This is a genomic window from Chloroflexota bacterium (genome assembly GCA_026710945.1).
Classification (GTDB): Bacteria; Chloroflexota; UBA11872; order VXOZ01; family VXOZ01; genus VXOZ01.
This window is the reverse complement of sequence record JAPOQA010000028.1, coordinates 1-23,831: the sequence shown is the minus strand read 5'-3', so window position 1 is coordinate 23,831 and position 23,831 is coordinate 1. Positions and strand designations below refer to the sequence as shown.

23 protein-coding genes are annotated in these 23,831 nt (G+C 59.3%); 11 read left to right on the top strand and 12 right to left on the bottom strand.

The window, feature by feature from the left end:
- Positions 1-267 precede the first annotated feature (267 nt).
- A complete protein-coding gene (locus OXE05_05520) occupies positions 268-1,041 on the bottom strand; it encodes an amidohydrolase family protein (GenBank protein MCY4436778.1) in 774 nt (257 codons plus the stop codon).
- A gap of 319 nt (positions 1,042-1,360) precedes the next feature.
- Here OXE05_05520 and OXE05_05515 point away from each other — a divergent pair, with 319 nt between their 5' ends.
- The 5 genes from OXE05_05515 to OXE05_05495 all read left to right on the top strand — a co-directional run bounded on the left by OXE05_05515 (position 1,361) and on the right by OXE05_05495 (position 3,766).
- Complete coding sequence (locus OXE05_05515; protein ID MCY4436777.1) at positions 1,361-1,909, top strand: SRPBCC domain-containing protein; 549 nt, start codon at positions 1,361-1,363, stop codon at positions 1,907-1,909.
- The gene (locus OXE05_05510) at positions 1,906-2,361 is read left to right on the top strand and encodes a DUF1992 domain-containing protein (protein MCY4436776.1); all 456 of its coding nucleotides are present in this window, start codon (positions 1,906-1,908) and stop codon (positions 2,359-2,361) included. Before OXE05_05515 ends, OXE05_05510 begins: the two co-directional genes overlap by 4 nt.
- Before the next feature lie 141 nt (positions 2,362-2,502).
- Positions 2,503-2,838, top strand: coding sequence for a PaREP1 family protein (locus tag OXE05_05505; GenBank protein ID MCY4436775.1), 336 nt, complete (start codon positions 2,503-2,505; stop codon positions 2,836-2,838).
- An 84-nt stretch (positions 2,839-2,922) separates the two neighbouring features.
- Positions 2,923-3,303, top strand: coding sequence for a PaREP1 family protein (locus OXE05_05500; GenBank protein MCY4436774.1), 381 nt, complete (start codon positions 2,923-2,925; stop codon positions 3,301-3,303).
- Between the two features lie 82 nt (positions 3,304-3,385).
- Positions 3,386-3,766, top strand: a complete 381-nt coding sequence (locus tag OXE05_05495; GenBank protein MCY4436773.1) for a HEPN domain-containing protein — start codon at positions 3,386-3,388, stop codon at positions 3,764-3,766.
- Positions 3,767-3,851: 85 nt separating this feature from the next.
- On the opposite strand, the gene OXE05_05490 is transcribed toward OXE05_05495, so the two are convergent.
- Positions 3,852-5,222 carry an extracellular solute-binding protein gene (locus OXE05_05490; GenBank protein MCY4436772.1) on the bottom strand — a complete coding sequence of 457 codons (1,371 nt, stop codon included), beginning with the start codon at positions 5,220-5,222 and terminating at the stop codon, positions 3,852-3,854.
- Between the two features lie 514 nt (positions 5,223-5,736).
- Here OXE05_05490 and OXE05_05485 point away from each other — a divergent pair.
- The gene (locus OXE05_05485) at positions 5,737-6,384 is read left to right on the top strand and encodes a hypothetical protein (protein MCY4436771.1); all 648 of its coding nucleotides are present in this window, start codon (positions 5,737-5,739) and stop codon (positions 6,382-6,384) included.
- 279 nt (positions 6,385-6,663) lie between these two features.
- Here the strand turns inward: OXE05_05485 and OXE05_05480 are convergent, their stop codons facing one another.
- The 4 genes from OXE05_05480 to OXE05_05465 all read right to left on the bottom strand — a co-directional run bounded on the left by OXE05_05480 (position 6,664) and on the right by OXE05_05465 (position 10,770).
- The gene (locus OXE05_05480; protein MCY4436770.1) at positions 6,664-7,488 is read right to left on the bottom strand and encodes an MBL fold metallo-hydrolase; all 825 of its coding nucleotides are present in this window, start codon (positions 7,486-7,488) and stop codon (positions 6,664-6,666) included.
- A 9-nt stretch (positions 7,489-7,497) separates the two neighbouring features.
- A complete protein-coding gene (locus OXE05_05475) occupies positions 7,498-7,959 on the bottom strand; it encodes a molybdenum cofactor biosynthesis protein MoaB (protein ID MCY4436769.1) in 462 nt (153 codons plus the stop codon).
- Between the two features lie 934 nt (positions 7,960-8,893).
- Positions 8,894-9,490, bottom strand: a complete 597-nt coding sequence (locus OXE05_05470) for an MBL fold metallo-hydrolase (GenBank protein ID MCY4436768.1) — start codon at positions 9,488-9,490, stop codon at positions 8,894-8,896.
- Positions 9,487-10,770, bottom strand: a complete 1,284-nt coding sequence (locus tag OXE05_05465) for a hypothetical protein (GenBank protein ID MCY4436767.1) — start codon at positions 10,768-10,770, stop codon at positions 9,487-9,489. Before OXE05_05465 ends, OXE05_05470 begins: the two co-directional genes overlap by 4 nt.
- 276 nt (positions 10,771-11,046) lie before the next feature.
- On the opposite strand from OXE05_05465, the gene OXE05_05460 reads away from it, so the two are divergent.
- The 4 genes from OXE05_05460 to OXE05_05445 all read left to right on the top strand — a co-directional run bounded on the left by OXE05_05460 (position 11,047) and on the right by OXE05_05445 (position 15,761).
- Positions 11,047-11,343, top strand: coding sequence for a hypothetical protein (locus tag OXE05_05460; protein ID MCY4436766.1), 297 nt, complete (start codon positions 11,047-11,049; stop codon positions 11,341-11,343).
- A 317-nt stretch (positions 11,344-11,660) separates the two neighbouring features.
- Entirely contained in the window at positions 11,661-12,722 is a 1,062-nt protein-coding gene (locus OXE05_05455) for an Ldh family oxidoreductase (protein MCY4436765.1), read from the top strand.
- Positions 12,723-12,823: 101 nt separating this feature from the next.
- A complete protein-coding gene (locus tag OXE05_05450; protein ID MCY4436764.1) occupies positions 12,824-13,906 on the top strand; it encodes an Ldh family oxidoreductase in 1,083 nt (360 codons plus the stop codon).
- 790 nt (positions 13,907-14,696) lie between these two features.
- A complete protein-coding gene (locus OXE05_05445) occupies positions 14,697-15,761 on the top strand; it encodes an Ldh family oxidoreductase (protein ID MCY4436763.1) in 1,065 nt (354 codons plus the stop codon).
- Between the two features lie 763 nt (positions 15,762-16,524).
- Here OXE05_05445 and OXE05_05440 read toward each other — a convergent pair.
- Together OXE05_05440 and OXE05_05435 are read right to left on the bottom strand one after the other, a co-directional pair.
- Positions 16,525-17,292, bottom strand: a complete 768-nt coding sequence (locus OXE05_05440; GenBank protein ID MCY4436762.1) for an amidohydrolase family protein — start codon at positions 17,290-17,292, stop codon at positions 16,525-16,527.
- Positions 17,289-18,077, bottom strand: a complete 789-nt coding sequence (locus tag OXE05_05435) for an amidohydrolase family protein (protein MCY4436761.1) — start codon at positions 18,075-18,077, stop codon at positions 17,289-17,291. Before OXE05_05435 ends, OXE05_05440 begins: the two co-directional genes overlap by 4 nt.
- Positions 18,078-18,259: 182 nt before the next feature.
- Between OXE05_05435 and OXE05_05430 the strand changes: the two genes are divergently transcribed.
- Complete coding sequence (locus OXE05_05430) at positions 18,260-18,394, top strand: hypothetical protein (GenBank protein MCY4436760.1); 135 nt, start codon at positions 18,260-18,262, stop codon at positions 18,392-18,394.
- 7 nt (positions 18,395-18,401) lie between these two features.
- Here OXE05_05430 and OXE05_05425 read toward each other — a convergent pair whose 3' ends face one another.
- From OXE05_05425 to OXE05_05410, 4 genes are all read right to left on the bottom strand, one after another.
- Complete coding sequence (locus tag OXE05_05425) at positions 18,402-18,605, bottom strand: superinfection immunity protein (GenBank protein ID MCY4436759.1); 204 nt, start codon at positions 18,603-18,605, stop codon at positions 18,402-18,404.
- Between the two features lie 789 nt (positions 18,606-19,394).
- A complete protein-coding gene (locus OXE05_05420) occupies positions 19,395-20,639 on the bottom strand; it encodes an MFS transporter (protein MCY4436758.1) in 1,245 nt (414 codons plus the stop codon).
- Between the two features lie 34 nt (positions 20,640-20,673).
- Positions 20,674-21,906 carry an MFS transporter gene (locus tag OXE05_05415; GenBank protein ID MCY4436757.1) on the bottom strand — a complete coding sequence of 411 codons (1,233 nt, stop codon included), beginning with the start codon at positions 21,904-21,906 and terminating at the stop codon, positions 20,674-20,676.
- A gap of 656 nt (positions 21,907-22,562) precedes the next feature.
- Positions 22,563-23,738 carry an IS481 family transposase gene (locus OXE05_05410; protein MCY4436756.1) on the bottom strand — a complete coding sequence of 392 codons (1,176 nt, stop codon included), beginning with the start codon at positions 23,736-23,738 and terminating at the stop codon, positions 22,563-22,565.
- Positions 23,739-23,831: the final 93 nt, after the last annotated feature.

The window sequence follows — 23,831 nt, the reverse complement described above, 5'->3', positions numbered from 1 at the left end:
AGCGAAGCGAGAAATCTAGAGTCCTGAGATTGCTCGTTTTCTCGTCGCGGGGTTGCTCCCTGAGCCTTTCGGCAGGCTCAAGACGGGCTTGGCGACGGGCTCACTTGAACGACAGGCTAACGAAAAGGGCTACGCATTGCATAGCAAGTCCGCCCGGTATCTTGGCCGCGACTGAGTCTAAGGCCGCTCGTAAGGTTGCTATGGGCTGAGGCGGCGGGCTACCCACAACGTCGGAGCCGGGCAACGAGGATTGCGGAAGTCCTCAGGCTAGGCCTTGCGCATTGCCAGAATGCGCGCCATGTTGCCGCCCATGATGAGCGCGCGCTGTTCCTCTGTCAGGGGCGCCGCCCGCAGCTTGCCGATCCCGGCGGTGAACGACGTATCGCACCCAAAGAGCACACGCTCTGCGCCAACGACCCGCACGGCCGTCTGCACCATGTCGCTATCGAAGACGCTGCCACTTGTATCGAGGTAGATGTTTGGTGTAGCGCGGGCCGCCTTTATCGTCCACTCCCAGTCGCCGCCGCCTCCGATGTGAGCGCAGATCAGCACGGCCTCGGGGTAACGTGTGGCCAATGCGGCGAGGTCCCCGCTATCGGAGATGTTGGGCTGGCTGGGTATCGGGTGGTGCGGATGCCCGGCGTGATGCAGAATTGGCACGCCGAGTTCTATTGTCAGTTCAACAATGGGAAAGAGGATGGGATCGGTGCATTTGTATTCGTTGTAGAGCTTGACGCCCATGAAGTCGTGCTCTTCCACGTAGTGCCGGATCTCCCACAAGGATTCCCGCGTGTAGCCGGGGTTCACGTAGCAATAGCCGCGCACTTTGCCGGGGAACTGTTGAGTCGCGGCGGCCATTTGCCGGTTGCACTCCTGGAAGTCCGCCAGCGGGGCGGGCATAGCCGTGGTCAGAATTGAGGCACAGCTCATGTCGATGCCCACGCGGTCGGCGGCAGCAAGCAGCGCAGCGTCGCTAGAGCCCCAAATGCGCGTGATGCCGGTGTGGTCCCCGCTCAGATGCGCATGACAGTCAATGACCATGATGAATTCCTTGGCGCTGTGGCGGCTGCAGATCCTTCATCCGTTGGGAGCACGACCTAATCTAGTTTCTTGAACAGGAAGGCTACGTCAAGAACGACCGGTCTCTGTTGTCGTAATCGTCGCATGCGCCTCCATTGTCACCTCTCCACGAGTGGGTGTCCAGGCACAGCATGGACAAGCAGCTTCGATTGCCGGCAAACGAGGCGCGGCGCAGACATATGGCGCAATAATAGCATCGCGGTTTCAACACTCTAGTCTACAAATCCGCAAGTCCGCAGTATACTCAGGGTGGATGCCAAACTTCGCTCAGAGGCTTCCCGTGCCGGAACGTCCTCCCGGCGCCATTCCCAAGGACGCGCTTTTGAATGCTTTGAAAGACTCAACTGAAGACAACTCAAGAAGCGGCGCGCCAGGCGATTCCGCGGACGCGCACGATGACATGCTGGAAGTGTCGTTGCGGATTGCGGCCTCGCCACAGCGCGTTTTTGCACTGCTGACCGATCCCAATGCCATCAGCCTTTGGTTTGCGCAGGTGTCCGGCATCGAGCCGCATCCGGGTGGCGCGGTGGAGTTCGTGTTTTTCAACGAGAACGGCTCGGTTAGCGTGTTCTCCGGGGAGGTCACAGCGTATGAAGCTAACGCCCGCTTTGGCTTCACGTGGCATAACCGGCAATGGACGTTTCCGCCGCTCCACGTGCTCTTTACCCTGGAACGCGATGGCAGTGATACGGCATTGCGCTTGCGACAGACCGGTTTTGCGCAGGCGCCGCCTCTCGAACGCGACATTCACGACGAAGGCTGGGCGCGCTATTTGGAACGGCTGGCGGCGGTTGCCGACGGCTCGCGACCGGAAGGTTGGCAGGCATGACGGATAAGTGGGGCAAGCTGGTTGAGGAACGACTGCAGACGGCCTTTGCAGAGGGCAAGTTTGCAGACTTGCCCGGCAAGGGTAAGCCCCTGAACTTGGAGGAAGACCCGCTGGCGGATCCCGCGTTGTGGATGGCTCGACATATTTTGCGCAACAGCGGCATGAGCTTGCCGTGGGTTGAAGAACGCCGGCGGATTGAAAAGCTCTGCGCTGAGGCTGCTGCAGAACTGGCGCGGTCGTGGTCCATGTACGGTGCCTGCGAAAGTGCAGGACACCCCGGCGCTGCGGCAGAAGCACGCTGGCAGAAAGCAATGGCGGATTATCGCGAGCGGGTTTCCGCGCTCAACAAGCGCATTCGCACTTACAACCTATCGGTCCCTCACGTGCGCTTTCAACGCCGCCTCATCGAGGCGGAGCGCGAGATAGCGCGGGTGCGTCGACAAAAGGCGTGAAACGTGTATTCATTTATGGTTTGCACAACTAAGTTATGGTACAGTATAAAGTGAATTCATGGTGTAATTAAATAGGATTAATACTAGGGGTTCGGTTTGGCTAGGCAAGTCAACGGCAGAAATCGCAATGTGGAAGTATACGTGCGAATCAGCCGTCAATTCATGCGCCAAGCGGATGAGGAATTCGCCAAGGGCGATAGACTGCAAGCCTCAGAGAAGGCCTGGGGCGCGGCGGCGCATGCGGTAAAGGCCGTTGCTCAAAAACGAGGCTGGCGGCACGACGGTCATCGCTTTCTCTTTGAAGCAGTTGACAGCATTTTCCGTGAAACGGGCGACCCCGAGTTGCGAGGCCTATTCGGCACGGCCAATGCCTTGCACATGAATTTCTACGAGGACTGGCAATCCGATGAATTCGTGCAAGATGGTATCGAGCGGGTGAAGGTTCTGCTAGAGAAACTGGAGCCGCTGGTAGCGTGACATGCTGAAGGTGATAGACGCGCTAAATTGCAGCGCGAATCTATGCACGACGAATAAGGTTGCAGTTAGAACACGGGGTACATAGTGGCGAGAGAAGTCAATTACAGAGATCGCAAGGTAGAAGAGCACCTGCGCATCAGCCGCCAATTCTTGCGCCAAGCGGAAGAAGAGCTTGCCAAAGGCGACAGGTTGCAGGCCTCGGAGAAAGCCTGGGGCGCGGCCGCGCACGCGGTGAAAGCCGTGGCTCAGCACCGCGGCTGGCAGCACGACGGGCATCGCTTTCTCTTCGAGGCAATCGACAAGATCTATTGCGAGACGGGAGACTCGGAAGTTCTTGTCCTATTTAGCGCGTCCAACTCGCTGCACATGAACTTCTATGAGAATTGGCAAACGGACAATCAAGTGCAGGACGGGATCAAGCGTGTAAAGGTGTTGCTAGAGAAGCTGGAGCCGCTGGCAGCCTGAAACCATTCTTTGGTCCGCTATGGTGCAGCGTGTAGCTTTTCACGACGATTAGAAGAGCAGCAACCAGAACACGGAGCGCATCGTGGCTACGCGAGTTAACGGCAGGGACCCAAGAGTAGAAGAGCACCTGCGCATCAGCCGCCAATTCCTGCGCCAAGCGGAAGAAGAATTCGCCACAGGCGACCGGCTCCAAGCCTCAGAGAAGGCCTGGGGCGCGGCTGCGCATGCGGTGAAAGCCGTGGCTCAGCACCGTGGCTGGCAGCTCGACGGACACCGGTATCTCTTTGATGCGGTCGATAGAATCTACCACGAGACGGAAGACGCTGAGCTTCGTGACCTGTTCAGAATTGCCAATTCGCTGCATACGAATTTCTACGAGAATTGGCAATCGGAAGACTTAGTCCAGGACGGGATCAAGCGCGTAGAGGTACTGCTGAAGAGGTTGGAGCCGCTGGTAGCTTGATCTAGCGCAGGCTGTCCGTGGGCCGGATTACACTCCCACCCTCACCGCTCGCCGGCTGTCGACGAGCCCTCGTCGAGTATGCGCACTACACTAGCACCCCCGGCAAGGCGTTGGCGACAGCGCGGGTGGCGCGTTCGGTAGCGGCGGCGACGTCGAGTTCATCGGTGTAGAGCGGCTCGATGAGGTTTCTGGTGAGCAGCGTGCCTACCTCCGTCCAGGGCAACGTCGTCGTACCCAGCCCATTGCGCAGCGCCTCCAAGACCACCGGCACGCGATCTTCGACCAACGCGAGCTCCGGCCGTTCGCCGGAGGGGTTTTCAACGTGTTTGAGGGCGGGAATCCAAGCCGGCACCATCGAGCGCAACGACACATAGGGCGCGAGCGCCTTGATGGCCTGGTAGGCCAACTCGGTTTGCACCGACTTGCCGTGAATGCCCATGACGTCCATCACGTAGAGCGAGCTGTTAGCGTTGCCGGCAAAGGACGGCGAGTGCTGCACTTTCCAGCCGCCGCCGATATTTTCGCCGGAATAGACCATGGCGTGATGGAATGCTGCCCGCTTGCGCGGCGCCAAGCGCGTCATGTCAAAGAAGGACATGTCGGCGCCCGTCGGCATGATGCGGTGCGTGTAGGCTAGATCCCGCCACCACTGGAGCGCCGCACGAGTCTTATCGGAATTGAGGCTCAGCCGACCCTCCTCCATGTTCAGCACGCCCCCGCCGGACTGGGCCATGAGGTGCGCCCACAGTGCCGAGTGAAGACCCTCGCCGATGGCCCACCAGTCGTCCTTGTTGCGCGCACGCGCCGCGGTCATGAAATCTTGTCCCAGCGCTGCGAGGTCATTCCAGGTCCATTTCGCGGGAGGTGGCGGCAGGTCGGTATCGTCAAACCGGTCCGGCCTCCAGGCCATCACGCCGGCGCCCAACACCGTTGGCACCGCTTGGATGCGCCCTCCGAACGTCGTGGCGTCCACGGCTGGGGTCACAAACTCGTTGAGAAAGCCCGGGTCGCGCTGTATAAAGTCGTTGAGCGGCGCAAAGAACGGGCTGGCAATGCCGGGCAGTGTGAAGATGCCGCCGGTGAGCATGGCAACGTCCGCCGGACGTCCGGCAGCGGCCTCGGCGTCAATGCCGCGGCGAAAATACGTCCACGTCGGCGGGCTGCCGCTGGCCGTGACGCCGCCGTCTTCGCGTGCCTTAACTATCTGCAAAGAGATGCGAAATCGCTCACCAGGGCCGGCAGGATCAATTTCGCCGCCGTTCCAGGCCTGGATGGCGCGGATGAGGTTGGTGGCAGAGATGAGGGTAATGTTCGGCGCGACCACGTGTACCGTCGGCACGTTGGCCTCGCCGCCGGGTCGGATGGAATCCGGCAGACTGTTGCCACATGCCGCCAGCAGCGGCAGCGCCGGCAGCGAGCTTAGTGCACTTAGAAGTTTCCGTCGCGAAATGCTCATCGCTCTCCAATTTACAGTGGCTCCGTAACCTCGCTCTTCCATTATTCTAAACGCTGTCCTTGCGTAGAGAAACTCGCCCCTGTCACCGGACTACTAAAGACTGGTTGAGGAGAGTGCGGTCCAAGCTATCTATCAAGGAATCCCGGATGCGCCGAGACCTCGTGCTTGACACGGGGATGGAATTTAGAGCGTGTGCACAATTGTCAGCATTGCCGCTCCATTCAAAAGGAATTATGTACACTGTCGCCAATACGTCTTACCGATAGAAACTCTTGAATTCATAGCGACATTCAATAGCGCACGCATCGCGGTTGCGGAAGCAAGCCTCCAATATGCCAAGTTGTCGGAAGCGACCTCGGACGACATTGGCTAGGATTGACGCTGAACCCCACTACTACTATCCTCCTTACAACACGGCTGTTGGACGGGATCCCAACGGCGGGTATGGGACAAAGGTGAATTGATGCGCGGTTCGGAGACTACATAAATGGCGAGACGCAGGAATGCACCAAAAATGGAAGAGCGAGCGCAACTTTGCGGTGAAGAAATCAAGATCGCTGCGGTCCGAATGATGGCTGCAGCGCAGGCCCACCAACGAGCATCGGTCTGGTGCTTTGAAAAGCCCGGTGCCAAACCTCCATCTATTGATGCCTTCTTCTTTCCTACGGTTTCTTTTGAGTTGATCCTGCTTTCTATCGAACAGTCTTTGCGCCTTCTCTTACTCCTTCACTACTCAATCATTCGAGATGACGTAAACCATAACCCAAACGTCTTATACAAAGCCATGCTAAGAATGAGTGGCGGCAACGAAGGGATAAGGAATCGCATCACCACTAGGATGAATTCGCTCGGTCAATCCAAAGACATTGAACACATTTCTGAAAAAGACCTAAGGGTCTGCCTAAACAGGCATGATTCTTCGTACTTGAGCGTAAGATACTTTGACCTAAGTCACGAAGGAAAACTAAGAAATGAATTCGAGATTCTCCCGCGTGATGTACAGATTCTTCATTGCTTGGCACTTTCCTTGATTGAACTGAACATGGATGAGATGGGCAGGCGTGGTATCCCTGCTCTGCTGTCAATGAGCCGAGTGCCAGAATGCGAAATGACAGATGAGGAAAGAGCTCTAAAAGACCGTTTGACAGCTAAACCGGGCTAGAGGCTCGCTGGATAGCAATGCAATGAAAGGTGAATTCTGCCTAGCCATCACTTAAGCCAAGAGCTACAACGTAGCGTGGGCCTTGTCCCTCGCATACTTCTTGACCGATAAGCTCTAAAGTTAAGCCAGTACGATTTAAGATTCCCTCGAATTCTTTAGAGATACGAGATTGAAGCCACAGTCCTTGTCATAGAGGCGCTAAGAATCTCGCATCGAGACCATCTAGCGACTTCTATGTGCTTCGCCTGCAAGTCCACATGGTGAGCTAACCTTCAGCGGCTACACCTGCACGACCAAGCCATCGTACGCGGGCTCGATGCCGTGCGGCGCAAAGAACTCCACGCATTCCAGATAGGGTGGCGTCCGGTTATGGGAGAAGTGCGTGGCGAAACGGCGTGCCCCGGGACGCAGCAAGCCCTCATCTTCCAGCCTTTGATGGTGTTCGGCGCACTGCTCCATAGAGAGATGGTGCGTGCCCGGCGGGCCGATGCCCATTGTCGATTCGATGACTGCGCAGTCGAAACGGAATGCTTGGAGTTGCCGCCAGGTTTCGTCGGGGAAAGGGCCGGTGTCAGATGCGTAGAGTAGCGTCCGGTCACCCTCTTCGATGGCAAAGAACACCGGTATGAGTTCCTCTGCGTGTGCCGCTGGGAACGCGGTGACCCGGTAGCGCCCGGTCTGCCAGGAATCACCGGGTTGGATGGTGTTGAGCCGCAGACGAAACTCCTCTTCGGAGAGATTGCGCGCTGAGGCCTCAGCTTTCGTCGCTTCCGTCGTGGGAGGAGTGCCAAAGACTTCCAACTGCGCGGGTGTCGTAGCGCAGAAGTTGCTCCGACGCATGTAGAGATTGGGCAGATGAAAGTGGTCGCCGTGGGCATGGGTGATGAGCAGGGTAGCGACGCGGCCGAAATTCGCGCCGGTCGCATGCATGCCGGCTACAAAGTCGGGGCCGATATCTATCAGGAGGTCGTCATTCACCATGAGCGCCGAGCGCCGCCGCAGGTTACGTCCGCCGCGCGCCCGCGCCGCAGTACAATGCGCGCATTCGCAAAAAAGCGCCGGATAGCCTTCAGCAGCTCCTGTACCGAGGAAGAGTATGCGCATTTGGTTGCCTCACCGGTTCATTTCGCGGAGAATGTGCGCCAGTTCGGGAATGAGTATCTCGTTCAGCGCCAGACGCACGGCGCCCGAGGATCCGGGGCAGCAGACGACAAATTTGTTGCCGATGCGGCCGGCAGTGGCACGGCTGAGAATGGTCGCGGCGCCGATTTCCTCGTAACTCAAGATGCGGAAGAGCTCGCCGAAGCCCGTTAGCTCTTTCTCCAGCAGGGATTGCACGGTCTCGACCGTGATATCCCGCGTGCCCGGACCTGTGCCGCCGGTGAGCATCACGAAGCGCGCCCGGCTTGCCAGCATGTGGGTGAGCGCCTGCGTAATCTGCTGGGCATTATTCTTGACCAACCGGTAACCGACGATCTCGTGGCCGGCCTCCTGCAGCATAGACTGGATGATCGCGCCGGACTTGTCGTCGAGCTCCGTGCGCGTGTCGCTGACCGTGATCACCGCGCACTCTATGGTGGGAAACTGCTGCGCGCCGGCCTGGCGATGCTCATCGGGGGACGACGTTGCAGCGGCCGCGCCGTGTGCGTGGGCGTCATGGGCGTGCTCTTCTGCTTTAGCCCCATGCTGGCGCTCGTCGTGGGCGTGGACCACGCCTTCTCCGGCATGGCCGTGTGCTTCGGCATGGCCACCCTCACCCGTTTGGGCGTGTGCCTCATCTTGCTGGCGTGCCGCTGCTTCCGCCTCATTGTCATCCGCCTCGCACGGCGGCGGTCGATGCGGCTGCCGGGAGATAATCGAGCGCCCCTGATGATGCTCGTGGTCATGGTCGTGTTCGTGCGTCTGCTCATTGTTCATGTTGCTAGACCTCCAATTTCCCCAGTGGTGCCGTGATCACTCTTCGTCGGTGCGCGGGAGTATGCGCCAATTCATTGAACGTGCAGCCTGCCCAACATTAGTGAGGTGGCGACTGTCTCAAAGATTGGCCTTCAACCTGTGAATTTGCTTTTCGCCAGCACATACTATTGTACCGCGAATACCGTGCCTTGCAGGAGTGCTTGGAAGCGTTCCCCGCATGAAGTTCAGAAGCTCGTATGGCAATGCTTGACCGTTCGTGCTGAGCCTGTCGAAGTACGAACGGTCAAGCTCCTCACTGGTTCTGATGGTTGTTCCAATGTCTTCAATCGGCGCAGTAATAGTCGTCAAACGTAGTATAGCCAGGTGCCGCAAGAAGCAGTCCTCATAGAACCCAGATTCAACCAAGTCTTCCGCTCAGCCTTCGACAAGCTCAGGCCGAACGGAATTCGACAAGCTCAGGCCGAACGGAATTCGACAAGCTCAGGCCGAACGGAAAGAGTGCCAATCTTACGAACGGACGAGTGTGCACACCATGCGGGCAAGGAAATCCCACATTGAACCGCCTGCCCGTGTAGCTCCTGCCTGGAAAAGTCTACCCCACAAACCCCTGTAGGAAGGGATTGCCGGCGCGTTCTGCGCCGACGGTAGTCTCATCGCCGTGACCGGGGAGAACGCGGGTCGCGTCCGGCAGCGGCAGGATCTTCTCTGCGATGACCTTTAGCAGCAGTTCACCGTCGCTATCCTCGAAGTCACTCCTGCCTACCGAGCCGGCAAACAGCGTATCGCCCGCAAACAGGTGGTCCTCCACCAGGAAGCACATCCCGCCTGCGGAATGGCCGGGCGTGTGGAGTGTCCGGATGGTAAGGCCGCCCAACGCCAATTCCTCGCCGCCCTGCAGCAGCATGTCCGGTTCAATCCCTAGCTGGTCTTTGAGCATGGCCGCGTCGTCTTGGTGCAATACGATGGGAGCGCCGGTCTGCTCACGGTAGAATTCATCGTTGTCGACGTGATCGAAGTGGCGATGAGTGTTGAGAACATAGCGCAGGTTTAGTTGCAGGTCCTGGATGTTCTGTAGCAGATCGTCGCTCTGGATGCCGGGATCGATGATGGCCGCTTCGTTGCTGTGCTCGTCCCAGAGGAGGTAGACGTTGTTTAGCAGCGGACCCCGGACGAAAGTCTCCACCCTCATGGGGCGGCTTCTTTCTTGCCGGAGTCGGTTCTGCCGGCGGTCTTGGTAGGGGAATCTGCATCGGCATCCGCTGACGTTTCAGCAACCACTGGATCCACTGCGGACGCCTGTGCACTATCGTCGTTCTGGACCGCTAGCTTGGCCTCATCAACCGCTGCCACGTCCGGAACGTCTGTGGCAGCGGGCTCCGGCGAATCCGCATCCTCTGCAGTGGTGCGAAATGCCTGTGCCAAAGCACTGAATTCCGATCCTGCAGCGACAGGGTCGACTGCGCTCGCCGCCGCAGCCTGTGGCTCGACGGTCTGCGTAGAGTCTTCGGTAGCAACCACAGCATCCCCGTTGACCGTGGCGGTGGGTTCTTCTGCCGGCGCCTCTTCAGCGGGCTCCGGCTTGGGCGGTGGCGGCGGTTTGGCAAACACCAACTCGCACCAGGGATCGCCTGCCGTCAGGTGCGACTCCCACTTCGCCTCAGCCGTGCGTTCCTCCAGATAAGCCAGGTCATACGCGCCGCACGACCGGCACAGTTCCACGTCATCTGTTTCGGTAAAGCTAAAGGGACATTGGCGCATGCGCACGCGATAGTCTCTACCGGTCTCAATGATCTGCAAACTGCCCTCCGGCAGCGAGTTGCGGTGCATGTCCGCCCACGTGCGCACTAGCGCCGCAACGTCCTGTTCCTTTTCCGCGTTCCTTTCGGCGGCGCGCGTGCCGAGATCACGGTAGATCGCTGCCTGTTCCACCAGCCAGTCTTCGCCAAGCCGCGCCTTAAGGCTGCGCATCAGACCGGCGAAGAGGTCTTGCTGCAACGGAGAGCCGCCGCCCGTCTGGGTTCCCTGGGGCGTCCAGGCAGCGCCGCGTTCGCTTATAGCGGGCCGCGAGGAAGCCACGCTGGCAACTACCGGCGGCGCCGCGGCTTCCGCGCCGACCTGGTCCGGTCGCGTCGCAGCAGCCTCCTTCGCCGTTTCATCGAGATCGCGCTTTATATCAGCGCTGGCAGTCTTGACCTCACTCTCAACTTCCTTTACATCTTTCTCCACGTCCTCCGCGGTAGAGCGCACTTCACCTTGAATAGAGGATATTTCGCCACGGATGGCGTCGATGTCTTCCTGCACGTCGCCGAGTTGGTCTTTGAAGGTGGCGAGTGCTTCACTGTAGCTCGAGCGCAGCATGCGGACAACCCCCGAAAATTGACGAATTACCCCCGGCAGGCGGTCCGGTCCCAGGAGGACCAGGCCCAGCAGGAGGATGATCATAAGTTCCGGCAGGCCGATGTCAAACATATTTGCTCATTTTCTGCGGCGATTGCTTGTGAATCTGCATAGGGCGCGCACTGCATAGCGCAGGCCGCGCACCGCTGCTTTGCTTTATTCTATCCCGCACAGCGTGCAGGAGCAAAAGCTGTGCGTAATCCGGCAGTGTGTTCCCTTCGACAGGCTCAGCACAGGCCTGCCGAAGTGCTCAGGACACGTTTGCTAGCTGCGCCTGACGGAGGCTGTACGTGCAAACTGTCACACAGTATCATGTGCTTTGAGTATAAAACCAAGGGAGCGTGAACGATGGCAGTGCGACAGAGAGTATGGCAACCTGAGTTGTCGTGGCGCGTGTTTCGCAAGGAACTGCCCAATGATTGGTGCCTGCGCATCAACGAGCGGTACACGGTGCCCTTCGCTAACGGGTACGTTCTCCAGATCACACGCGCCGAGCATAACGACGATGGCTGGGAATGCGCGCTCGAACGGCGCGGCCGCTTTGCAAAGCACGCCGACTTTCCCCACGGACCGCAGTTGATCATGGAAGAAGCCGCGGTGGACGCGCTGGTGGAGCGGGTTGCCGGTTATCCTGCCGGCGAGTAGATTTACGTAGGATCGTAGCGCGGGGGCTTGTCCCCCGCCTGGCAAGGCGCACTGCCTGGCGGCAATGATGGTACTCGGCTTTCGCTCGGATTGTGGGCTGGCCTGGGTGCGCAGGTTGCAAACCTGCGCTACCGGACGAAGAATGACGGAGGCCGTAGCGCGGGGGCTTGTCCCCGCCTGAAAAGACGCTGTCCCGCGATGACACTGCGCAAAGCAAGCCTATTCCATTCCTCTTAGAATCGCCGTACAGCCCACAGCTAACCAATCAAAAAATACCTGCGCAGATACGACTAGCGTGATGCCGAAAGGAGCCGTTCGTGCCGACCGTTACCGCTGACGCCCTGCGCCGCATCGGCCAAGCATTCTTCATCGCACTCGGCTGTCGTCCCGATGATGCGCAGATTGTGGCCGACCATCTGGTGCAATCGAGCCTCTACGGCCATGACTCCCACGGCATTTTGCGCATGTATGAGTATGCGCGCGCCGTGGACGAAGGGCGCGTCCAACCCCAGGGAACGCCCGAGATCGTGAGCGAACGCGCCTGCACGGCGGTGATTGACGCCAACAACGGGTTTGGGCAGGTGGGCGCGACTCTTGCCACAAAGTTGGCCATAGAGAAGGCGCGGCAGTACGGCCTGGCGAGTGTCGCACTGCGCAGAGCGAGCCACATCGGCAGAGCGGGAGCCTACCCCATCATGATTGCCCAGGCCGGCCTCATTGGCGTGGCCTACGTCAATTACGGCCGTTTAGGCATCCAAGTTGCGCCGTTCGGCGGCATAGACGGCCGCCTGGCGACGAATCCATTGGCTTTTGCCGCGCCGCGCCGTTCCCACCCGCCCATCATGGTGGACATGACAACGAGCACGGTCGCCGACGGCAAGATTCGCCTGGCAACTAATCTCGGCAAGCCGCTGCCGGAAGGGTGGATCATCGATGGAGATGGCAATCCGAGCACCGATCCGCAGGACTATTGGGACGAACCGCGCGGCGCAATCTTGCCGCTGGGCGGTCCACTCGGCCACAAAGGCTATGCGCTGAGCATGATGGTAGAGCTCTGCGCCGGGGGCCTCAGCGGTCAAGGCATGGCTGCCGGCGACTCGCGCGCGCCTGCGAACGCCTTCCTGCTTACCGCCTACGACATCGGGCACTTCACGGACATGGACTTCTTCTACGACGAGGTGGAAGCTCTGGTCAAACACGTCAAGCCGAGCCGGACTGCGCCCGGCGTCGATGAAATACTGGTTCCCGGTGAGCCGGAATTCCGTACCGAGCGCAAACGCCAACGCAACGGCATTCCCATAGACGACACCACGTGGGAGAAAGTCTGCGCCTCAGCGCGTGACATCGGCCTCGACCCAACCGCCTGGGAACCCGCCTAGCGCGAGGCCGCAGCCTGGAACGAAAAGCCGTCCAACTGGCGCGAAGCCATACCATAACACCTACTCAAGTCACAATTGGTGTAACGCCGAAAGGAGCCGCTGTGCCTACCGTCACCGCTGATGCTTTGCGCCGTATTGGCTACGACTTCTTCGCCGCCGTGGGCTGCCGCCCCGCTGACGCCCGAATTGTCACCGATCACCTGGTGCAGTCCAACCTCTTCGGCCATGATTCCCATGGTGTCGTGCACATGGAAAGGTATGGGCGCGCCGTCTGGGAGGAACAACGTGTTGACCCGCGAGCAGTACCGGACATCGTGCGTGAATATCCCTGCACCGCGGTGGTGGATGCCAATGGTGGGTTCGGTCAGGTGGGCGCGACCTTCGCCACCAACCTCTTGATACAAAAGGCGCAGCAGTACGGCGTGGCCAGTGTCTCACTGCGCGATACGAGTCACATTGGCAGGTTGAGCGCGTATCCACTCATGGTGGCGCAGGCCGGCATGATCGGCCTGATCTTCGTCAATGCCGGTCGGATGGGCTTTCAGGTGGCGCCTTTTGGCGGCATCGACGGTCGCCTGGGCACGAATCCGCTGGCTTTCGCGTCGCCCCGGCGCGCCGACACACCGCTTTTTGTGGACATGAGCACATCCACGGTCGCCGACGGCAAGATTTACATCGCCGCCAATCAAGGCAAGCCGGTGCCAGAGGGATGGTTTGTCGATGCGGAGGGCAACCCCAGCACGAACCCGCATGACTATTTTGGCGAACCGCGCGGGGCCGTGCTTCCGCTGGGCGGTCCCCTGGGGCACAAAGGCTTTGCGCTCAGCTTGATGATGGAGATTTGCGGGGGAGGAATGAGCGGTCAGGGCATGTCCCAAGGCGACATGCGCTTTAGCAGTAACGGCGTCCTCATTACGGCCTACGATATCGCGCAGTTCACCGATCCGGAGGCATTCTACGCTGAGGTGGAAGCCCTGGTCAGCCACGTCAAGTCTAGCCGCACCGCGCCCGGCGTGGATGAGATTCTGGTTCCTGGCGAACCGGAATTCCGCACGGAGCGCGAACGCGGGCAGACGGGAATCCCCATCGACGACACCACCTGGGAAAAGCTCTGCGCCGCGGCCCGGGAATTGGGCTTGGAACCAGACACTTGGGAACTCGCCTCGCGTGACGCCGCAGACTGAACACAGTGACCATTACGGACTGCTGCAGTACTCCACGTGTGACAGTCCCGACACTGTGGCAGGATAGATGCAGTAGTCAGCGCTTGTAAATGTCAGGTAATTCGTTGACAGATTTGATAGAAGAATCACGGGAGCAAGACTCTGCGCTTGCCTGCATACATGTCATTCCTGTAAGAGTTGAGTAATTCGTTGACAGAATCCGCTTTCCATTCTGAGGAGTTGATGGTGCATGTCATTCCGAGCGGAGCGAGGAATCTAGGGCCCATGCAACGTGTCGCCCAATAGGCTCAACATCTTTAGATTCCTCTCTTCGCTGCGCTCCGTTCGGAATGACATGTGTACTGTTCATGTAGAGTACTGCGTTCAGTTGCTTTTGTTCTCAAATCTGTCAACAAATCACTTAACACATACAAGCGCTGCCCTGCGGAGAGTTCCCACCCGGCGATCCCCGCATAACGGGCAGGGCAGGGGCGGGCTTCCAGTCCAATGCGTAACTTGGGACAGTGGCTTTGCGAAAACTTCCTCTCCCTGAGGAGACTCTTGAACAACCCAAGCCGTCAGGCGAGGAGACTCCCTTTCTCTGGGGAGACTCTTGCACAAACCGAGCCGGCTAGCGAGAAGACTCCCTCTCCTTGGGGAGAGGGCCGGGGTGAGGGGAATCTTCACCGTACCAACCTGAACCGGCGTATTTGACATAAGTTCACAGAGCCTGCACTGTAACCCAATACGTGGACCTTCACGAGCAAGAACCGAACCTTCAAAACTCACGCGATGCCGAAAGGAGCCGTTTGTGCCTACCGTTACCGCCGACGCTTTGCGCAGCATTGGCTACGAATTCTTCACCGCTCTGGGCTGCCGCCGGGAAGATGCCCGCATAGTCACTGATCACCTCGTGCAGTCCAACCTCTACGGCCATGACTCTCACGGCGTCGTACGCATGGAACAGTATTGGCGCGCAGTAACGGAACAGCAGGTTGTCGACCCGCAAGCCGTACCGGAGATTGTGCGCGAACATCCCTGCACAGCGGTGGTGGACGCCAACAACGGGTTTGGTCAGGTGGGCGCGGTCTTTGCCACCAAGCTCTTGATAGAGAAGGCGCAACAGTACGGCATAGCCAGTGTCTCGCTGCGAAATGCGAGCCACATCGGCAGAGTCGGGGAGTATCCGCACATGGTGGCAGAGGCCGGCATGATCGGCCTGATCTTTGTCAATGCCGGGAGACTGGGCTTTCAAGTAGCGCCGTTCGGTGGCATCGACGGCCGTCTCGGGACGAATCCGCTGGCCTTTGCGGCGCCACGGCGCGCCGATCCGCCATTCTTTGTGGACATGACCACCTCTACTGTCGCTGACGGCAAGATCAAAGTGGCCGCCAACCAGGGCAAGCCGCTGCCTGAGGGCTGGATTGTGGATGCGGCAGGCAACCCCAGCACCGATCCCAGCGACTATTGGGACGAACCGCGCGGTGCTGTGCTCCCGCTGGGCGGTCCCCTAGGGCACAAAGGCACTGCGCTGAGCATGATGAATGAAATCTGCGGCGGCGGGCTGAGCGGCCAGGGTATGTCCGCCGGCGACATGCGCGTGGATAGCAACGGTGTGCACATGACGGCCTATGACATCGCCCAGTTTGTGGAACCTGAGTTCTTCTATGATGAGATTGACACGCTCGTCAGCCACGTAAAGACGAGCCGCCCGGCAGCCGGTGTCGATGAGGTTTTGGTTGCCAGCGAACCGGAGTACCGTGCACAACGCGAGCGCGAGCAGACGGGAATCCCCATCGACGAAACTACATGGGAGAAGCTCTGTGCCGCCGCCCGCGACGTGGGCTTGGACCCAACCACCTGGCAACTCACCTAGCGTAACGTAGCACGGCCAGTGGGTATAGCCCTAATGGAGACCTTTGCATAACCCCACTTTCAAGCAGGGGCACCCCCTCTCCCGTCGAGGGAGAGGGAACGCTCTCGCTTCCGCTCAGGTTTCGCAAAGGTCTCCTAATGGGGCTGCAATGAACTGCCTCACCAGCAGGACTCATAGGTTGCCGGACTTCTGAGAGAGAAGTGCCGCAGTCTTTGTTGACTTAAGTGGAGGCCTGCAAGAAAACCTGGCATAGGCGATAGAGTTCCGCTGCCGTTGGAATCCCTTGCACAACGCATGCCGTTTGCCAAAGATAGTCCCTCGGAAGAGGGAATGAGTGTAACTCTTTGTCGACACAGCCAAGTCTCGTTCGCTCTGCCAAGACTCGCCAAAGCCCCCCTGGAGGACAAAGACGGCTTACACTGTCAGTCTGAGAAGGCGTTGGCTGAGACTATAGCGGTACCGAGAGTTTCCCTTGCTTGCGCGAAGGCTTGGCAGGCAGAGAAGCACCCTCTTCATAACGAACGTGAGGGTATGACGTACGACGCAGTTACCATTCGATTGCAAGTCCGCGCTCAGGCATTCGCCAGGCTGTCCCCAGCAGTTGGGGCGGATTGCAGACTTGTACCTTGAAGAATAATGGGCGTTCGCGGCACCTCATGACTTTTAATGGCAGCTAGTACTACGGCCACAAGGTTAGTGGGTGCCCAAACATCAATCGAATAGTTGATTGCCTCTGCCCGCCAAGCGCCCAAGGGCACGCCGACTAGAGGCCGAATAGTCTCGCGGCATTTTCCTGCTCGATCATCCGGCGTGCGTCGGCGGCTATATTTGCATGCGCAATTGCCAGCGTGGCGGCTTCGGGCACGTGCAGCGGCAGGTTGGTTCCGAGGAGCACGCGGTCGGCGCCCATTGTTCTGCAGAGCTTCTCGATGTCTCCCACCGGCCCTTGCACGCGGGAAATCTCGAAATGCAGGTTTTCCGTGTGGGTAGCCTCCGACCAGACGGCGTTAATGCCCGTGAATCTCTCTGCTGCGACAAGAAACCGCACGTCGGGAAACGCTGAAACTGCCGCCGCAACCTGCGCGCTGGGCACGTCGGGTACCTTTACGAGCGGGTGGTGATGGCGCGTATCTTCCAATCCGGTTGTCAGAATTACCACAAAGTTGTGCGCCCGGGCCGCTGCCAGGACCGCCGCGCCCTCCGCTGAGTCCAGCGCGAACTGGTGGTAGTTGGGATGCAGCCGCATGACCCGCATGCCGAATTCCCGCACGCAGATGGCGAGGTCTTCTTCCCAACCGGGAAACATCGGGTTGATGGTAAAAGCGGGGAGGAGCCGGTCGGCGTGGTGGTGCACTTCGGAATGCAAGTGGCGGTTGCCGGCAAGCTGGTCTTTATAGAAGACGTTTTCGAGCGACGACACGACGGCCTTCTCAATGCTGAGCGCGTCCATCTTGTCGAGTAACGCGATATGTGTCGTGTAGCGTAGTTGCCGGAACGGCCAATTGCCAATGTACGCGTTGGCATCGATCATGACGTTGCTCCGTTGGCGGGTTTCTGTTGGTCGAAGAGGGCTTGGGCATTGCGGAAGAGAATTTTGTCCTGCTCTTCCTCGCTCAGATCCGCCCCGCACACCTTGGCAAGCTGGGACACCAATGAGCGCCCCGGCGCGTCGCTGCCGAAGACGATGTGGTTGGCGGTCTCATGCTCCACCAGCAATTCGACATAGCCGTTCATCGCCTCGCCGCCACCCAGGTCCATGTAGACGTTGGGTAATCCGCGGGCGCACTTAGCGCCGTACTCGTAATCGCCGCCGCAGTGCCCCCAGAAGAAGCTCACGTCGGGATGCCGCAGCGCCAGCACGCGGAGGTCCATCGGTGTGGACTCACCGGGCAGGTTACCCGTGACCTTGAACCATGTGTGCTGCAGCACCGGCAGTTTGTGTTTCGCGCAGAGGCGCATGATGGGATCCAGGCGCGGATCGTTGCAGCGCACCGCTACCCAGAGTTTCACGCCTTGCTGGCCGGGGTAAGCGGCCACACGCTCTTCAAGCTCTCGGCAGGCAAAGTCGCCGTGCGCGGGATTGAGGTACCACATGGGGATGATGCGCTCCGGGTGCGCGGCGGCCAGCTCGGCCGTCCAATCGTTACACCGCTTCACTTCATCTCTTCCCGGATCGTACGACATGCCGGTACCATCTTTGGGGCTCAAGCTGTTCACGCAGAGGGTAACGTCCAGCGCTGCCGCCTGCTCCAGCAAGTATTGAAAACCATGCGGGTCCGGCCCCAGCCGCGAGTGAACGTGGACGTCGATGATCATAGTGCTGCGTTCCCTCAACTCTCATGGACACTGTATGCTACCGATTATACACCCCGGCTATAGGGATATATCCCAATGCTCCGCGGAAAGGAACACGTGTTAACCCTATGGTTGGGTGCAAAGACTCCCACTTTCCTGTATCCAAGAATGCCCTCCGCCACAGGAAGAGGGCTAGGGTAAGAGTGAGCCTCACCGTTCCCGAATCAACGAGCCAGATAACGGAATCAGGAGTTTCAGGATCGGGGTTTGTAGGGTGGGGGCAGTCAGGAATACTCTTCGAAGACTTCATGGAGCGGGCGGTGAAAGCGGCGGCGTAGAGAGTTACTACAGCGGCTTTCTAGCGTTGATGACATCCAGCGCCATGAGCATGGCAACAACCCAACCTATAGCCGTCCAGCCGCACAGGAGATTCACAAAGAATATCTTTGTGCGGCCAGTGTGCAGCCGGAGCAAGGCCACACTGAAGGGGAGAAAGTAGAGTAGCAGTCCAATCACGAGAAAAACAGTAGGAATTGAATTGCTTTCCATCAGATACCTCCATGGAAATCAAGGCTCCGCGCTAGATCCCAAGACATAGCACGGGGTCATTAAGGTGGGGTGGACTATGCGTGTTGCCGCACTAATGCTCCGACGCGGCCGAAGCTAAGCAGATGGCGATAATGCGGCCTTAGTCTGAGCAGATGAAGGTGGCGATCCCGCACTTACAAGCCAAAACGGCCAGTAGCAGTACCATGAAAACAAAGGCAACCCTAAGTTTCATGACTCATAGGCCGCGGCTCCAGCAGTGGACGCTACCATTGCACGAACCAATAGCGCCAACAGCTATGAGCACAACGCTCGTCACATCTCACACGGTGGGGGTGTAAGATGCGATACATGCATGTATTGTACTCTCCTTAGAAGTATTGGGTCAATATTCCACCCAGGGCTATCGCATATGGGCAATTAACCACCCTCATTCCGGCAAAAGCGCGGTTGAGAAACCGAGGAATCCAGAGGTGCGTGTACAGCTTATAGTAGCATACCGTCAATCCGTTTACTCTGTCCCATCTTCCCCCGTCGAAGGCTGACAGGGGTATGTAAATGTCATTCCGAGCGCAGCGAGGAATCTAAAAATGCTGATTTGCGGAGATGTGCTTTAGATTCCGCGCTCTTAGCGACACTCCACTGCGCTCCGTTCGGAATGACATGTGAAGTCGATTATAGAATACATACCCCTGTCAGCCCGTCGGGGAGGAGTTCCGCAAAGGTCTCCTACAGGGAGAGAGAAACCGAGTAAGCAAGGATCCCCTCACCCCGACCCTCTCCCTGGCGGGCTCAGCCGGACGCGACGGTCTCGCTATCAGGCGCGCGATGATAGCCCCGCGCCACCAACATGGCCAGGAGGAACATAGGAATCGTAACCCCTACGCAGACGATAAAAGGTAGTCGCAGGAACACTGACACCAACGTGCCGGAAATGAGCGTGCCCGCCAGAATGCCCACCGCCCAGAAGAACTCCGTAATGGCAATGAGGCGGCCCTGTTCCTCTGCCGAACCGGCCTCCGCCACGAGTTTTGGATAGAGACCGGAGAACCACCACGCGCCCATGTTTGCCAACAAGCCGCTGGCGGCAAGCAACCACTGGTCATTAATGAAGAGTGTGATGAGAACCGCGCCACTCAACACGAAAACGGCTGCCATGCGAACCGGCCCGCTCCGGCCGTACTTATCGGCAGCCCAGCCAATAATGAGCTGGGTCGGACCGATGATGAAGAGAATGGCGCTGCCGTAAACCCCCACAAACGTAACCGAATCCGTGAGCCGGAAGAGCTGCAACACCAGCAGCAGGTTCATAGTGCCGTAGAAGTAAGTAGCGCAGAAGCGCAGTCCGCACAGGGAGAGAATTCTTGGGTCGCGCAGAAGCCCAAGGTAGTCCGAAAACGCAGCCTTCCGCTGTTCGGCACTCTCATCAGAGTCCGGTTCTTCGCTACCGGATTCGACTGAAGGCAGCAACCATGCCGTGAGCGGCACCAGCACCAGACCGGCAGTGATGGCAATCAGGCCCAGCTTGGCAAACCCCCAGGTGTCAGCAATCAAGCCGCCAATTGCGCTGCCCACTGCCATGGAAATCGTGAGGCACAAGAAATAATATGCGCCACCAATGCCCATCTGCCCCAAGGGCAGGGCGCGTGCGAGATACGTGCGGCTGCCGGTGGTCATGAACGAAAAGAGCAGGCCGTACACCGGCGCAATGACAAGCAGCAGCCACACAGTCTTCATTTGCAGCATGAGACCCACGGCGATAGCGCCGCAGAACCCCAGCACCAGCGTCCACTTCGCGCCCAGCCGGTCGGCCAGCACGCCACCGACCAGCAGCATGACGCCATAGACGGCCGTATGCATCGAAACGACGATCGCCGTAAAGAACGGCGGCTGTTCCAGCTCTTTCTCAACGAAAACCGGTATCAGGCCCTGCGCCGGACTCATAAATACGAGATTCACGAACAGGAGCCCGAACATGATCACGACCGACCGCCATGAGGCGAACCGGCCCATGCGCGCGCGCAAGCCTGCAACCATTCGCTGTACCTTTCTCCTGCTGGTATGGCGTTTTCTAGCCGGTTTCGAGTGCCGCCACGGGCTTGTCGGTCACCAGCCGGTGTCCGCCGTTCGCCACGAGCATGGCAATGAAAAGCGTGGGAATATTCAGCCACGCCGCCACCAGGAACGGCGCGCTGAGGTGAACGGTTAAGAGCGCTCCCGCTCCCAAAGCGCCCACCACCGCGCCAATGTTCCAAGCCATCTCCGTGACGGCGACGAGGCGGCCCTGTTCATCGTGCGCGCCGCTTTCGGCGACCAGGAGCGGAAAGAGACCGGAAAGCCACCACGCGCCCAAATGCCCAACGAAAGCCCCACAGACAAGTCCCCAGACGTCGTTTACGAATATGGCCGCCAATACCGCCCCGATGATTACGAGCACCGTAGACGCGAGAACCGGCAGGCCGCTGCCCCACCGGTCGGAGGCCCAGCCCACCGGCATCATGGTAGTACCGATTGCCAGCAGACTCACCGCATAGAAGAGCGCCGGCGCCACGGGGGACCCCGTCAAGCGCAGGAGTTGGATGCCAATCACCAGTTGCCCCGTGGCCCAATAGATCGTCGGTAGACCGCGCAGCAGAAGCAAGAGTTGCACTGAGCGGCGCTGCACCATCTGCCAATAGCTCCCCAGAGTAATGGGCTCAGCGCTCTCAAACTTTGGCGTAACCGACGGCAGCCAAAGCTGCGCGCCAAGGGCGGTGAGGAAGCCCAAGGCTACGATGACAATGCCGGCGAGTGGAAAGCCCGACCTTGCGGCGATGACGCCAACGGCGGCATTGCCAAGAGCCGCGCCTAACGTGAATCCAAGCTCATAGAGGTTGCCGAGCAGTCCCATGCGTTTGAGCGGCACCGCCAGCACGAGGTAGGCGCGACTGCCGGCCGCGTGCAGCGCAAAGAAGGTGCCCGTGAGCGCCGCCACAAGCACGAGTTGCCAGACCTCCTGCGCGATCAACAGGAATCCGGCAACCGCAGGGGTGAGCAACCCGATGACAAACGTTCGCTTGGGACGGAAACGGTCGGCGAGAAAACCGCCAACCAAGAGCATCGCCGCAAAAACGACGTGAAACGTCGACTGAACAATCGAGGTGACAATCGGCGCACCTGCCAGCGCGCTCTCAACGTAGACTGGCAGTTGCGCGCGCGGCGGATTGGCAGCGCCGACATTGAAGAAGAGGATGACGAAGAAGGCGGACATCGCAATCCACGAGAGGGTAAAGAAGCTCGCGGACGACGGTGCCGTAGTTGCCATGGGCTGCGCTTGTTCGGACGGTGAAGGATGACTTCGTCAGGGACGCTGCATTGAGCGCAAGTGTACCCCGCTTGTCCGCTGTGAGCAAGTTAGAGTAAACGGCACGAAAACCACCCAAAACGGAAGCCAGCCGAGGCTCGAATGCTGTTCGACCTCACGCAATGAAACTTGCGCGCAACACCGTACACAAGGTGGATGGCTGCCTCCCTCTTGAGACCCTCGATTCCGGGAGTGCGGCAGGGGCAGCATAGCTCTGGCCGGTGGTGTACTGTCTACCTCCTCTCCCTGGGGAGAACTTTGCACACACAAAGTCGGTACCCAAGAGGACGCCGTTTCCCGGGAGCGATCTCTGCGCACCCAAAGCTAGTAGGCAGGAAAGACCTCCTCTCCCTGGGGAGAACTTTGCACACGCAAAGTCGGTAGCCAAGAGGACGCCGCTTCCCGGGAGCGATCTCTGCGCACCCAAAGCTGTTTGGCAGGAAAGACTCCCTCTCCCTGGGGAGACCTTCGAGCACGCAAAGTCGGTACCCAAGACGACGCCGTTTCCCGGGAGCGATCTCTGCGCACCCAAAGCTGGAAGGCAGGAAAGACCCCCTCTCCCTGGGGAGAGGGTGTATAGACCTGACACATAGTTTACAGGTGTACGAGGACATACTTTACACATGAGTTGGTATTTTTACACGGGGCAGAGGTCCGCGCAGGTTCAGCTCTGCTATGTGGTGGGTCATGAACCACACACTCCACACGCCGTCACTGGTGGTTGGTCTCAGGCCGATGTGGCAACCCACAAACGCCTTGCCGACGCGGAACTCTCGTCCCTGAAAGTTGACCCAACCTTCCGCCATCACCTTGCGCGTCTCGTCGCCGTCGCCATACGTGATCGGGGGGAGTTCCTCGGGGAAGGAGCGGCGGCTCGGCGCGTAGCGGCTCAGGGGCGTTGCCATGTGGAGGGCCTGGTGCGGTCGTTCCAGGTTGTAGACGTCCCGCCAGCGGTCCAGGGCCGCTTGGCAGGTCGCGAGGTCGGCGAACCGCCTGCCTTGCAGCGCCTCAGCCTGCAAGGTGCGGTGGAACCGCTCCTCTTTGCCCTGGGTCTGCGGATGGTAGGGGCGACCATGGCTCACCGACACGCCCAGCCGCAGCAGCCAGACGGTAAGCCTGGTGTACGGGTGCGCGGCATTGCTGCCCCACGGCGACCCGTTGTCCATCAGCATACGCGCCGGCAGTCCGTAGCGGCGAAAGGCACTCGTCAGACATGCCCGCACCGTGTCTGCCCGCTCGTCCCCACAGGCCCACAGACCCACGGCGAAGCGGGAATGAGTGTCTTGCTTTCCAAGCCAGTCGTCCAGGACGGTGAGCGGGTGGCAGCGCCCGGCGTCCACGGCGAAGTGACCCTTGTAGTCCATCTGCCACAGGTCGTTGGGATACGGGTGTTCAAAGCGCTGCCAGTCCCGGTGCGTTCGCTCCACCGGGTCGATGAGATCGTGCCGATGGAGGATGTTGGTGATGGCGCTGGGGCTGGGAACCACCGTGTGACCGGCGTTCAGCAGTGCGTGGTGGAGCTTGCGACCGCCCCACGCCGGGTGGCGCTTGCGCAGTTCTACCACGACCGCCTCCACCGCAGACGGCGTGCGCCGCGGCGAATGGTGCGGCCGTCGCGAGCGGGACGTGAAGGCCCCTTCCCCCTCCTCGGCGTAACGATGCAGCAAGGCATAGCCAGTGGGCGGCGAGATCGCAAAGCGTCGACACAACGCGCGTATGTTCGCCCCCGGCGCTCGCGCCAAAGCGACGAATTCACGCTTAGCATCCACAACAGTACTCTCCTTCCAAGGCATGAGGCACCTCCTTCTTTACTCAGAAAGAGTGCCATACTGTGTAAAGTATGTCTGCGCACACCCGTTAAGTATCTCTCTGGTCTATACAGAGGG

Bases quoted from the DNA above. Each gene is read 5' to 3' on its own strand.
- OXE05_05520 (MCY4436778.1), bottom strand. From the start codon at position 1,041: ATGGTCATTGACTGTCATGCGCATCTGAGCGGGGACCACACCGGCATC.
- OXE05_05510 (MCY4436776.1), top strand. From the start codon at position 1,906: ATGACGGATAAGTGGGGCAAGCTGGTTGAGGAACGACTGCAGACGGCC.
- OXE05_05490 (MCY4436772.1), bottom strand. From the start codon at position 5,222: ATGAGCATTTCGCGACGGAAACTTCTAAGTGCACTAAGCTCGCTGCCG.
- OXE05_05485 (MCY4436771.1), top strand. From the start codon at position 5,737: ATGGAAGAGCGAGCGCAACTTTGCGGTGAAGAAATCAAGATCGCTGCG.
- OXE05_05480 (MCY4436770.1), bottom strand. From the start codon at position 7,488: ATGCGCATACTCTTCCTCGGTACAGGAGCTGCTGAAGGCTATCCGGCG.
- OXE05_05470 (MCY4436768.1), bottom strand. From the start codon at position 9,490: ATGAGGGTGGAGACTTTCGTCCGGGGTCCGCTGCTAAACAACGTCTAC.
- OXE05_05465 (MCY4436767.1), bottom strand. From the start codon at position 10,770: ATGTTTGACATCGGCCTGCCGGAACTTATGATCATCCTCCTGCTGGGC.
- OXE05_05460 (MCY4436766.1), top strand. From the start codon at position 11,047: ATGGCAGTGCGACAGAGAGTATGGCAACCTGAGTTGTCGTGGCGCGTG.
- OXE05_05440 (MCY4436762.1), bottom strand. From the start codon at position 17,292: ATGATCGATGCCAACGCGTACATTGGCAATTGGCCGTTCCGGCAACTA.
- OXE05_05435 (MCY4436761.1), bottom strand. From the start codon at position 18,077: ATGATCATCGACGTCCACGTTCACTCGCGGCTGGGGCCGGACCCGCAT.
- OXE05_05425 (MCY4436759.1), bottom strand. From the start codon at position 18,605: ATGGAAAGCAATTCAATTCCTACTGTTTTTCTCGTGATTGGACTGCTA.
- OXE05_05420 (MCY4436758.1), bottom strand. From the start codon at position 20,639: ATGGTTGCAGGCTTGCGCGCGCGCATGGGCCGGTTCGCCTCATGGCGG.
- OXE05_05415 (MCY4436757.1), bottom strand. From the start codon at position 21,906: ATGGCAACTACGGCACCGTCGTCCGCGAGCTTCTTTACCCTCTCGTGG.
- OXE05_05410 (MCY4436756.1), bottom strand. From the start codon at position 23,738: ATGCCTTGGAAGGAGAGTACTGTTGTGGATGCTAAGCGTGAATTCGTC.